General features: G+C 70.6%; 9 protein-coding genes and 2 pseudogenes. 2 read left to right on the top strand and 9 right to left on the bottom strand.

From position 1 onward, the window contains the following. Positions 1-109 precede the first annotated feature (109 nt). Positions 110-769 (top strand): vitamin K epoxide reductase family protein, encoded by a 660-nt coding sequence (locus ACFI33_RS04820; protein WP_002853923.1) that lies wholly within the window; start codon positions 110-112, stop codon positions 767-769. Between the two features lie 86 nt (positions 770-855). Here the strand turns inward: ACFI33_RS04820 and ndk are convergent, their stop codons facing one another. The 3 genes and pseudogenes from ndk to ACFI33_RS04805 all read right to left on the bottom strand — a co-directional run. Further along, the gene (gene ndk, locus ACFI33_RS04815) at positions 856-1,278 is read right to left on the bottom strand and encodes a nucleoside-diphosphate kinase (RefSeq protein WP_012750845.1); all 423 of its coding nucleotides are present in this window, start codon (positions 1,276-1,278) and stop codon (positions 856-858) included. 58 nt (positions 1,279-1,336) lie between these two features. Next, positions 1,337-1,444: pseudogene (locus tag ACFI33_RS04810) on the bottom strand (IS481 family transposase); the annotation flags it as partial. Next, a pseudogene (locus ACFI33_RS04805) lies at positions 1,436-1,648 on the bottom strand (helix-turn-helix domain-containing protein); the annotation flags it as partial. The pseudogenes ACFI33_RS04810 and ACFI33_RS04805, both read right to left, overlap by 9 nt. Positions 1,649-2,522: 874 nt before the next feature. Between ACFI33_RS04805 and ACFI33_RS04800 the strand changes: the two are divergent. Further along, entirely contained in the window at positions 2,523-3,434 is a 912-nt protein-coding gene (locus ACFI33_RS04800) for a sulfite exporter TauE/SafE family protein (RefSeq protein ID WP_216886189.1), read from the top strand. 285 nt (positions 3,435-3,719) lie between these two features. On the opposite strand, the gene ACFI33_RS04795 is transcribed toward ACFI33_RS04800, so the two are convergent. The 6 genes from ACFI33_RS04795 to ileS form a co-directional block, all read right to left on the bottom strand. Next, complete coding sequence (locus ACFI33_RS04795; RefSeq protein WP_152744531.1) at positions 3,720-4,649, bottom strand: IS3 family transposase; 930 nt, start codon at positions 4,647-4,649, stop codon at positions 3,720-3,722. A gap of 17 nt (positions 4,650-4,666) precedes the next feature. Beyond that, positions 4,667-4,984, bottom strand: coding sequence for a helix-turn-helix domain-containing protein (locus ACFI33_RS04790; RefSeq protein WP_010080477.1), 318 nt, complete (start codon positions 4,982-4,984; stop codon positions 4,667-4,669). A 20-nt stretch (positions 4,985-5,004) separates the two neighbouring features. Next, positions 5,005-5,994 carry an IS481 family transposase gene (locus ACFI33_RS04785; RefSeq protein WP_152743813.1) on the bottom strand — a complete coding sequence of 330 codons (990 nt, stop codon included), beginning with the start codon at positions 5,992-5,994 and terminating at the stop codon, positions 5,005-5,007. A 130-nt stretch (positions 5,995-6,124) separates the two neighbouring features. Then, complete coding sequence (locus ACFI33_RS04780; protein ID WP_036316917.1) at positions 6,125-6,625, bottom strand: DUF4233 domain-containing protein; 501 nt, start codon at positions 6,623-6,625, stop codon at positions 6,125-6,127. Continuing rightward, entirely contained in the window at positions 6,622-8,175 is a 1,554-nt protein-coding gene (locus ACFI33_RS04775) for a bifunctional folylpolyglutamate synthase/dihydrofolate synthase (RefSeq protein WP_044659085.1), read from the bottom strand. The genes ACFI33_RS04780 and ACFI33_RS04775 overlap by 4 nt, the downstream gene beginning before the upstream one ends. Then, the gene (gene ileS / locus ACFI33_RS04770; RefSeq protein ID WP_462623781.1) at positions 8,175-11,591 is read right to left on the bottom strand and encodes an isoleucine--tRNA ligase; all 3,417 of its coding nucleotides are present in this window, start codon (positions 11,589-11,591) and stop codon (positions 8,175-8,177) included. Before ileS ends, ACFI33_RS04775 begins: the two co-directional genes overlap by 1 nt. Positions 11,592-11,771: the final 180 nt, after the last annotated feature.

Raw genomic sequence — 11,771 nt, 5'->3', positions numbered from 1 at the left:
GCGGCGGCCCGACGTCGGGCGCGCAGCGGGCTGCCCCGCGGTGTGGCCACGGGACGGCCAGGGCCGATTGTCTCACATCCGCCCCGGGCGCGCGCCTAGAATCGTGTCCATGCCTGCGACCCCGCTGACGGACGACGTCCGCCTCTCCCCTGCCGACGACGTCCCCGCCGAGGAGGCCCGGCTCACCTGGTACGCCCGGCCCGCGGGCACGGCGGCGCTGCTCCTGATCACCTCGCTCGTGGCGCTGACGGCCACGATCATCATCATCGTCGAGCGCGCCCTCCTCACCGCTGACCCGACGCACCGCACGTCCTGCGACCTCAACCCGTGGGTGTCCTGCGGCCAGGTGATGCAGTCGTGGCAGGCCCACACCTTCGGCTTCCCGAACACGTACATCGGCGTGGTCGCGTTCTCCGTGCTCATCACCGTGGCGGTGTCCCTGCTCGCCGGCGCCCGCTTCGCCCGCTGGTACTGGCTGCTGATGAACGCGGGGATCCTGGCGGGCTTCGCATTCTGCGTGTGGCTCTGGTACTCGGCCGTCTACAGCATCGGCACGCTCTGCCTCTACTGCATGATCGTGTGGGCCATGGTCATCGCCCAGCTCGTGCTCGTGACGTCCCGGAACCTGCAGACCGGCACGCTGCCGGCCCCGGCCGGCCTCGTCCGACTCGCCCGGGAGCTGGCCTGGCCCGTGATCGTGCTCCTCTACGTCCTGGTGTTCGCCTCGATCCTGCTGGAACTGGGCCTCGGGGTCATCGGGATCGACTGAGCCCGCGCTCCCCCACCGGACGCGACGACGGCGGCCGGTCACCCCACCAGGGTGACCGGCCGCCGTCGTGCGGGCCCGGAACGGGCTCAGCCGAACCAGATCGCGAGCTCGCGCTCGGCCGAGAGGGTCGAGTCCGAACCGTGGACGAGGTTCTTCTGGACGGCCTCGCCCCAGTCCCGGCCCAGGTCGCCGCGGATGGTGCCCGGGGCGGCCACGGTGGGATCGGTCTTGCCGGCCAGCGAGCGGAAGCCCTCGATCACCGAATCGCCCGTGACGCGCGCGGCCACCACGGGGCCGGAGGCCATGAACGCGACCAGCGGCTCGAAGAACGGCTTGCCCTGGTGCTCCTCGTAGTGGCGCTCCAGCATGGCGCGGGTGGGCGTGAGCATCTTCAGATCGGCGATCACGTAGCCCTTGCGCTCGATGCGCGCGAGGATCTCGCCGACCAGGTTGCGGGCCACCCCGTCCGGCTTGATGAGGACGAGGGTCTCTTCGGTGTGGTGCGTCATGGGGTGTGCTCCTAGCGTCGTCGGACGGCCGCGAGCGCGGTCCGGTTCCCGCCCCACCCTAGTTGTAGGAGGGCATGACGTTGTTGACTCGGGTCGGTGCCAGTGAGGCCGGAGGAGCGTCTCCGCAGGAGGTATGAGGCCGATGGTAGTTGTAGTGGTTCACCCACGCAGGTGAACGGTGCGGCCGGCTGGGCAGGTCCTGAAGGCCGGCTTCTCCCTGGGCGCGGTAGCGGGCGACCCAGGTGGCCACCGTGGGCCGGCTCACCCGGAACTCGGCGGCCACGTGTGCCTGCGGGATCCCGTCGTGCAGGTGGCGGTGGACCATCCTGAGTCGGCCGGTGGGGGTCAGGGGTGCGTTAGCGTGAGTCATGAGCGGGTCTTTTCGGGCAGGTGGGTTGTTGAGGAACTTCCATCCTGTGGGAGAGGCCCGCTCGTCTTATCTCAGCCCGGTGCCCATGTCAAGAACCTCATGACCCACAACAGCTAGTGGCAGAAATGAGCGGCAGAGCCATGGGAGGTCCTCGAAGAGTGTTCGGGTACGTCAAAGAGAGCGGGCGAAGCCGGGAAGATGAGGAAAAGGAGGAAGCTGCGGTGACGATGCCCTGCGGTGGGGCCGTCAGGACATTCGTGACGAGCTACAACAATGCATCGAGTCGACGAACATGGCTTGACCGTACGACCCGGCCACCACACCTCCAAGACTTTCGTAACATTTGACATTTGCGTCGCCGGGAGTCCGGCTTGTGTCTCTGTGTGTCCGGGTCTTCTCGAGGCAGGGCGGGAAGCTCTAGCGTGAGCGGTGTGCCGCCGACCGCACCAGGGCCGGCCATCCCGCGACAACGGCGGTGTGGCGGCACGGCACAGCTTTTCTCTCCCGACCGGAAGGCCCCGCACGATGACATCCTCTTCCGTACCGGCTCCTCCCCGGAGCGCCCCGTTATCGGTGGTCGCCGTCGTGGGCAGCACCCACCGGCCGTCGAAGACCGCCGTACTCGTCGGAAGCCGGTGATCACCGCGACGGTCGCGGCCCAGAACTCCCGCTGAGACGCAACCACCCCGGCAGTGCGCGCGCATGATGCGCTCTTCCGCTGCCGATATCCACGGCCCTGACATGGGCCGTCACCGAAGTACTCCACCCGTCGCATCCTGCGCGGTCGGTCACCTCCGCCCTAGCCTGGGCCCACTCGGCCCGGCACGGGCGTAGCAATCTTCGTCATTCTTGTCCCTCTTCAGAAAGGCGCACCGTGCGTGCTCTCATCGTCCTGGCCGTGATCGGCTTCTTCGCCCAGCTCGTCGACGGTTCCCTGGGCATGGCCTACGGGGTGACCTCCACCTCCCTGCTGCTGCTGGCCGGGATCGCCCCAGCCTCGGCCTCGGCCATCGTGCATCTGTCCGAGGTCGGCACCACCCTGGCCTCGGGAGCCGCGCACTGGAAGTTCGGCAACGTCGACTGGCGGGTGGTCGGGATCATGGCCGTGCCCGGCGGGATCACCGCGTTCTTCGGCGCCCACGTCCTCGTCGGCCTGGACGGCGACGCCGCCAAACCGATCGTCTCCACCATCCTGCTGGGACTGGGCATCTACGTCCTCTACCGGTTCCTGCGCCTGCCCACCTCCCGGCCGGTGTTCACCGGCACCCTGCGCAAGCGCCTGCTCGTGCCCCTAGCCGTGGTCGCCGGGGCGCTGGACGCCATCGGCGGCGGCGGGTGGGGCGCGGTGGGCACCCCGACCCTGCTGGCCTCGAGCAAGATCGCCCCGCGCAAGGTCGTCGGCTCCATCGACACCTCCGAGTTCGTCGTCGCCCTGGGCGCCTCCCTGGGCTTCCTCACCGGGCTCGGGGCCGCCGGCATCGACTTCGCCTGGGTCCTGGCACTGCTGGTCGGCGGAGTGATCGCCGCCCCGATCGCCGCCTGGCTGGTGCGCCACCTGGCCCCGCGCATCCTGGCTGTGGCCGCCGGCGGGCTGATCATCTGGACCAACTCCCGCACCCTCGTCAACACCGACACCGGCCAGGCGCTGTTCGGCTCCGCCGGGACCGTGCTGTTGACCGGCATCTTCCTCGCCTGGATCGCCCTGATCGTGTGGGCGGTGCGCCGCGAGCTGCAGGTGCGGGCCGCCGAGCGGAGCCAGGCGCACACCCAACCGGTCGAGGCCTGACAGGCCACGACGACAGACCAACACCATCCACGGATCCGGTGCACCCTGCGGGGTGCACCGGATCCGTGCTGTCCGAGAGGTCACGGTGTCGCTACTGGCACGCGGGGACGACGTGCGGACGCCGCGACACAAATACCAGATGTCACGTCACAGTTTGACAAGTGTGTCGCTGGGTGTCGGCGACCTTGGTGGGCCTCTGAAAAAGTTCTAGCGTGGCTAGGTGTAGGAGGGCATGACGTTGTTGACTCGGGTCGGTGCCAGTGAGGCCGGAGGAGCTGTCCCGCGTCAAGTAGTTGGCAGGATTTCCTTGGTTTTGAATGTCGGGGTGGTGGGGTCGGCCAGGCCCAGGTGCACCTCCTTGGGCCGGTTCCATGAGATGGCCTCGTGGGGCCGGAGCTCGTTGTACTCGATCCGGTAGTCTTCGGCCCGCTCGGCGAGCACGATCGCGTCGTCAATCTCGTCCAGGTAGAGCCGTTCGTACTTCAGCGTGCCGAAGCCGCGTTCACGGGACCCGTTCTGCCCCGGGGTCTTCACTCGGGTGCGCACGTGGTGTAGCTCGGGGTGGGCGGCGATGAAGGACTCGAAGCGGAAGGACCGGAACGGCCCGCCGTTGTCCGTCACGATGGTCACCACGGGCAACAGCTCACCGGTCTCGGGATCGACCGGGCAGGCCTCGACCAGCGGGTGACCGAACATGGCCTCGTAGTCGGCCAGGGCCAACTCGATCGCGTCGATCGCGTCGTGCTGGTTCCCGGTGGGCGAAACGTGGAAGGGGTGCTCGTACTTGGACCAGTAGTCCCGGCACCCGGCCAGCCGCCAGGTCCCTCCGGTGGTGGTCTCGAACTCGCTGAAGTCCAGCTGCCAGACTTGGTTCGGGCCTGAGGGCTCGGTGGCGAACGCGGCCTTGCGCCGCTCGGCCAGCTTCCGTCGCTCCCGTTGGTACTGCGCGGGCAGAATCAGCCCCTCGTCGCGCAGGATCCGCAGCACGGTCGCCTCGGAAACCACATGCCCGTCGTGGCGGACCATTGCCCAGATCTTCCGATGCCCCCACGCCGGATGGGCCAGCGCGTGCTTGACCACCAGTTCCCTGGCGGCCTGCCGTCCCGGTTGCGGCCACGGTCCCTTCACCGCCGTCCCGGTGCGGGCCTTGGCCTGCCAGCGGCGCCAGGTCCGCTCGGGCATGTCGAAGAGCTGGCAGAACCTCGCGGTCGACATGCCCGCTTCCACGCGGATCACCTCGAGGTCCTCGAAGGGCCCAGCCGGCCCTCCGCGGACTTCTTCCACACCCTGGCTTCCAGGTGTGCCTCGCCCAAGGCCTGGGTCAGCTCGGCGACCTCGGCCTCCAGCTGTTCCTCTCGGGAGGATGGTCCGGACCTGCCGGCCACCAGGGCGGTCTTGCCGGCTTCCAGGAACTCGGCCTTCCACCGTCCGATGGACTGCTCACTGACCTTCTCCTTGCGTGCCGCTTCGGCGATGGACATCTCGCCGGCCAGCACGCTCAGCACTATCCGGGTCTTCTTCTCCGCCGGAATCGAGGGTGGTCTACCCATGACTGACTCTCCTTCAGGACCTACATAACGGCCCTGCCACTAAGTCTGACGCGCGACAGAGCGTCTCCGCAGGAGGTATGAGGCCGATGGTAGTTGTAGTGGTTCACCCACACCGCCAGGGCCTCACGCCGAGCTTGCTCTGAGGTGTAGGGGCGGGCGTAGAGGACCTCGTCCACCATCAGCCGGTTGTACCGCTCCACCTTCCCGTTGTGACGCGGGGTGTAGGGTCGGATCCGGTGGTGCCGGCCTCCGAGCGAGACCACCTTCGCGGTGAAGTCCGCGGCCCGGTAGTTGTTGCCGTTGTCCGTGATCACCCTGTCGATCCGGATGCCGTGGGCGGCGAAGAACGCCCTCGCCCGGCAGTAGAAGCTCACGGTCGTGGCCGCCCGCTCGTCCTCCAACGCTTCGGTGTAGGCCAGCCGGGTGAACCCGTCTATCGCCGAGTGCAGGTAGGTGTACCCGACCCGTCGGCCAGGCCCGCGCTTGGCTGCTCGCGCGTTCTCGGAGTCCCGGCCGTGAGCACGCCAGCCGCCCCCCTCGGGGATGCGCCCGATCTTCTTCACGTCCAGGTGCACCATGTGCCCCGGCCCTCTCGCGGTGATCTTCTGGGGTCGTTGGCGCAGGTCCTCACCCGTGGGCGCGAGGTCTGGCAACCGGGAGATGCCCAGCCGGTGCAGCCACCTCCCCACCGTTCGGAGGCACAGCTGGTGGCCTTCAGAGACGAGGTGGTGATGGATGCGCCGTGCGGACCACTTGCGCTCCCGCCGCAGGGCGTGGATCTGGGCGACCAGGACCGGATCGAGCTGGGCAGGTGAACGGTGCGGCCGGCTGGGCAGGTCCTGAAGGCCGGCTTCTCCCTGGGCGCGGTAGCGGGCGACCCAGGTGGCCACCGTGGGCCGGCTCACCCGGAACTCGGCGGCCACGTGCGCCTGTGGGATCCCGTCGTGCAGGTGGCGGTGGACCATCCTGAGTCGGCCGGTGGGGGTCAGGGGTGCGTTAGCGTGAGTCATGAGTGGGTCTTTTCGGGCAGGTCGGTGGTGTAGGAACTTCCATCCTGCGGGAGAGGCCCGCTCGTCTCATCTCAGCCCGGTGCCCATGTCAAGAACCTCATGACCCACAACACCTAGTGGGGCCCGGGTCTCAGCGTCCGTGCTCGGCCTCCCAGGCGGCCTCGAGGCGGTCCCGGTGGGCGTTCTCGACGTCCATGGCACCGCCCTTGATCACGGCGTACGCCCACGTCAGCGCGAAGAGGGCCCCCACCACGAACATCGAGTACTCCCAGAAGCCGGAGGCCAGCAGGACGGCCTGGATCGCCCAGCCGATCGCGATGCCGACGGGCTTGCGCACCAGGGCGCAGGTCAGCACCGCGACGACGGCCAGCGCGGAGTAGCCCGCCACGAACCACCAGGCGCCCGGCTCGTCCCGGTGCATGCCGAACAGCATGAGCCCGAGGAAGAAGATGAGCACCGCCTCGAGCATGAGGATCGTGGAGGTGAACAGGGCGCGCACGGAGCGGCGGCGCCGACGAGTGCCGGGGCGCCACTGCCGCTGGGCTCGCGTCTCACGCGCGGGGCGCCAGGACTCGTCGCCGAAGCGCCCCTGCTCCGTGGCGCCTCCGGTCTCCGGCTGGTCGGGGGTCATCGGTCCTCCTCCGGCCGGCGGCGGGCGCCGGCGTCGTCGCGGTCCTCGAGCAGCTCGAGGATCTCCGGGTCCAGGTCGTCCTCGTCGGCGTCCGCCAGCCCGACGGCGTCGAGCAGGTCGGCGGGGTCGAGGCCGCGGGCGGCCACGGTGACGGGGCCGGCGTGGCGGGGCTCGCCCACGAGGGTGCGGACCTCCGCGGCCAGGGTGATCGAGCCGAGCACGAGCACGCCGCCGCCGGTGCCGGAGGCCAGTTCGTCCGCGCTCGTCTCCAGGGCCTCCGCGCGGCCGACCGCCCACTCCAGGGCGTCCGGCACGGACTCGGTGGCGTACACGTCATCCTCGGGCCAGCCGGCGTCGACGGCCATGCGGGCCAGCTCCCCGGCCGGGATGGCGCGGGCCGAGGAGGACTGCGTCACCGCGAGGTCCTCCACGTCGTCGCCGAACGCCCGGTAGAGCGCCGCGAGCATGCCCGGCGCGTCCTTCTCCTGGAGGATCCCGACGACCAGCGAGAGGCGGGTGAAGCCGAACGCCTCCTGCACCGCGCGGGCCGTGGCCCGCACGCCGTCCGGGTTGTGGGCGGCGTCCACGATGAGCGTGGGGGCGGTGCGCAGCACCTCGAGCCGGCCGGGCGAGGTGACCTGGGACAGCCCCTCGCGCAGCAGCTCCTCGTCCAGCGGTCGCTCGCCGCCGCCCAGGAACATCTCCAGGGCCGCCACGGCCACCGCGAGGTTCTGCGCCTGGTGCTCCCCGAGCAGCGGCAGGAACAGGTCCCGGTACTCGGCCGCGAGGCCACGCACGGACACCTGCTGGCCGCCCACGGCCAGGGAGCGCTCGAGCACGCCGAACTCGACGCCCTCGAAGCGGAACGGCACGTCGGCCGCTCGGGCCGCCTCGAGCAGCACCTGGGCGGCGTCGCGCTCCTGGGCGGCGGAGACGAGGGCGCCGCCGGGCTTGATGATGCCGGCCTTCTCCTCGGCGATCTCGGCCTCGGTCTCCCCCAGCAGGTCCGTGTGGTCCAGGGAGATGGGGGTGACCACGGAGACGACGGCGTCCGCGACGTTGGTCGCGTCCGTCACGCCCCCGAGGCCCACCTCGAGGACGACGACCTCGACGGGCTCGTCCGCGAACACCGCGAAGCCCAGCGTGGTGACCGCCTCGAAGTACGTCAGCGGGACCTCGCCCGCCGCCTCGAGCTCCGCGTCCACGGTCTGCACGATCGGGAGGATCTCCCCCCACACGCGCACGAAGGTCTCGTCGGCGACGGGGGCGCCGTCGATGCTGATCCGCTCCGTGACGCGCTGCAGGTGCGGCGAGGTGTAGCGCCCGGTGCGCAGCCCGTAGGCGCGCAGGACGGCCTCGACCATCCGCGCCGTGGACGTCTTGCCGTTGGTGCCGGTCAGGTGGATCACCGGGGCCGCGTGCTGCGGGTCGCCGAGCAGCGCGAGCACGCGCCGCATCGGCTCGAGCCGCGGCTGCATCTTGTTCTCCGGAGCGCGGGCGAGCAGGTCCCGGTAGACCTCCTCGACCGTGCCCGGGACGTCCCCGCGCATCACGCGTCCGCCTTCGCGACGGTGACGGCCACGGTCTTCATGGCGTCGTCGGCCGGGTCCTTGCGCGGGTCGGCCGCGCCGGAGTCCACGAGCTCCAGGTCCACCGTGAGGGTCTCCTCCGCCACGAGGCCGCGGTGGGCCTCGAGCGCCGCCACCACGGCGGTGGGGCCCTCGATCCGCGTGCGCACGCGGTCGGAGACGTCCAGGCCGGCGTCCTTGCGGGCCGCCTGGACGGCGCGGACCACGTCCCGGGCGGTGCCCTCGGCGGCCAGCTCCGCGGTGACCTGCGTGTCCAGGACGAGGAAGCCGGCGGTGCCGGGCAGCACGCCCACCGTGGTCCCCTCGGGGGCACCGGTGGAGACGGTGCGCAGCTCGTAGAGCGCGGGGGCCAGGGTCACGGTCTCGCCGTCGGCGAGCGTGACCGCCAGGCCCTCGGCCGTCTCCTCGTAGGCGCCGGCGTCGACCGCCTGCTTCACGAGCGGCACCTGCCTGCCGAACGCCTTGCCGAGCTCGCGGAAGTTCAGCTTCAGCTCCGTGCCGATGCCGTAGCGGGCGATCGCCTCCTCCGAGAGCTCGGTGAGCTCGACGTCCTTGAGGTTCAGCTCGTCCGCCACGATGCGGGCGTAGGTGCCCTCGAGGCCCGCCGCGTCCGGGACGACGACGGACAGGCGGGGCAGTGGCAGGCGCACCCGGCGCCCGGCCCCCTTGCGCAGGGCCGAGCCGGCCGAGCTGATGCGGCGCACGGCATCCATGCGGGCCACGAGGGAGTCCGCCTCGGGCCCGTGGGGGAACAGGTCGGCGTCCGGGTAGTCGGTCAGGTGGACCGAGCGGCCGCCGGTGAGGCCGCGCCAGATCTCCTCGGCGATCAGCGGCATCAGTGGTGCGGCGGCCCGGGTGAAGGCCTCCAGGACGGTGTAGAGGACGTCGAAGGCGACGGTGTCCTCGTCGAAGAACCGCTCACGGGACCGGCGGATGTACCAGTTGGTCAGGGTGTCCATGAAGCCGCGCAGCGCGTCCGTGGCGTCCGAGACCTCGTAGGCGTCCAGGCCGGCCTTGACCTCCCGCAGCATGCGGCCCGTGGCGGCCAGGATGTACTGGTCCAGGGGGTCCTCGGCGGTGTGCCGCTCCTGCGCGCGGTACCCCTCGGGGCGGGCGCCGCCGTCGTGCGCGGTGTTCGCGTACAGGGTGAAGAAGTGGTAGGCGTTCCACGCCGGCAGCAGCACCTGGCGGACGCCCTCGCGGATGCCGTCCTCGGTGACGATCAGGTTGCCGCCGCGCAGGATGGGGCTGGCCATGAGGAACCAGCGCATGGCGTCCGCGCCGTCGCGGTCCAGGACCTCCGTGACGTCTGGGTAGTTGCGCAGCGACTTGGACATCTTCTGTCCGTCCGAGCCGAGCACGATGCCGTGCGAGATCACGTGGGAGAAGGCCGGCCGGTCGAACAGGGCGGTCGCCAGGATGTGCATGGTGTAGAACCAGCCGCGCGTCTGGCCGATGTACTCCACGATGAAGTCCGCCGGGTTGTGCGTGGGGAACCAGTCCGCGCGCTCGAACGGGTAGTGCACCTGGGCGTACGGCATGGAGCCGGAGTCGAACCAGACGTCCAGCACGTCCTCGACCCGGCGCATGACCGCACCGGCCGCGGCGGCCTCGGGGTCCGGGTGGGGGCGGGTGAGGTCGTCCACCCACGGGCGGTGCAGGTCCACCTCGCCCTGGGCGTTGCGCGGCAGGCGGCCGAAGGCCTCCTCGATCTCCGCGAGCGAGCCGTAGACCTCCTGGCGGGGGAAGTCGGGGTGGTCGGACTCCCACACCGGGATGGGCGAGCCCCAGTACCGGTTGCGGGAGATGGACCAGTCGCGCGCGTTGGCGACCCACGTGCCGAACTGCCCGTGCTTCACGTTGCCGGGGATCCAGGTGATCTCCTCGTTCAGCTCGAGCATGCGCTCCTTGATCTGGGTGACCTTGACGTACCAGGACGTCACCGCGCGGTAGATCAGGGGCGTGCGGCACCGCCAGCAGTGCGGGTAGGAGTGCTCGTAGGAGGCTTCGCGGGCCACGCGGCCCAGGGCGCGCAGGGCGCGGATGATCGTGCGGTTGGCCTCGAAGACCTGCACGCCGGCGATCTCGCGCAGGTCGCCGCGCCCGACGTCCTCGCGGGCGAACAGCGGCAGGAACCGGGCACCGGAGTCCACGGAGAGCAGCACGGGGATGCCGTTGGCCTCGCACACGCGCTGATCGTCCTCACCGTAGGCCGGCGCCTGGTGGACCACGCCGGTGCCGTCCTCGGTGGAGACGTAGTCGTCCACGAGGATGCGGTGGGCGCCCTCGACGCCGAGGTCACGGCCGTTGACGGTGAAGGTCTCCCCGCGGTGGGCGTCGAACACGTCCGTGAACAGCGGCGCGTAGGCCAGGCCGCCGAGGCGGGCGCCGGGGATCGTCTCGGTGACCGCGGCGCGGGCGGCGTCGGCATCGGCGTAGCCGAGCTCCCTGGCGTGGGCGCCCACCAGGTCCACGGCCAGGAGGAAGCGGTCCCCGTCCGCGGTCGCGCCCTCGGGGCCGGCCGGCACCACGGCGTACTGGATCTGGGGGCCGACGGCGAGGGCCGCGTTGGTCGGCAGCGTCCAGGGCGTGGTGGTCCAGGCCAGGACGTGGACGCCGGCCAGGTGCGCGGCGAGCGCCGCGTCGGCGCCGCCGTCGGGCACGAGGGCGGGGTCCGCCGGGAGGCCGGTGATCGGGAACGTGACGGTGACCGAGGGGTCCTGGCGCATCTTGTAGACGTCGTCGTCCATGCGCAGCTCGTGGTTGGACAGCGGGGTCTCGTCGTTCCAGCAGTAGGGCAGGACGCGGAAGCCGCGGTAGGTCAGGCCCTTGCGGTGCAGCTCGGAGAAGGCCCAGATCACGGACTCCATGAAGTCCGGGGTGAGGGTCTTGTAGTCGTTCTCGAAGTCGACCCAGCGGGCCTGGCGGGTCACGTAGTCCTGCCACTGGTCCGTGTACTTCAGGACCGAGGAGCGGCAGGCGTCGTTGAACTTGTCGATGCCCATGGCCTCGATCTCGGACTTGTCCGTCATGCCCAGCTGCTTCATCGCCTCGAGCTCGGCGGGCAGGCCGTGGGTGTCCCAGCCGAAGCGGCGCTCCACGCGGCGGCCCTGCTGCGTCTGGTAGCGGGCCACGAGGTCCTTGACGTACCCGGTGAGCAGGTGGCCGTAGTGCGGCAGGCCGTTGGCGAAGGGCGGGCCGTCGTAGAAGACGAACTCGTTCTGCGAGCCGTCCTCGTTGAAGGCGGGACGCTGGTCGATCGAGGCCTGGAAGGTGCCGTCCTCGTCCCAGTACGCCAGGATGCGGCGCTCGATCTCCGGGAAGCGCGGGGAGGCGGGGGTGCGGCCGTCAGGGGCGGAGGAGGCGAGGGGGTACACGGGGGTCCTTTGCGTCCGGGGCGTCGGTTCCGTGCAAGGACGCCCGAGGGCCCGACCCTCCGGCCGGCCGCGGACGCGGTACCACCTTGCTTGCCGGCGTCGGGAGGTCCCCGGGGTGCCGGCCGCTTGATGACTGCTGTGACGGGCTTACCCGTCCGGTTCTACTGGGGCCGTGCGGCC

Source organism: Micrococcus sp. PSi08 (genome assembly GCF_054960655.1).
This window is presented reverse-complemented; position numbering and strand designations above follow the sequence as displayed.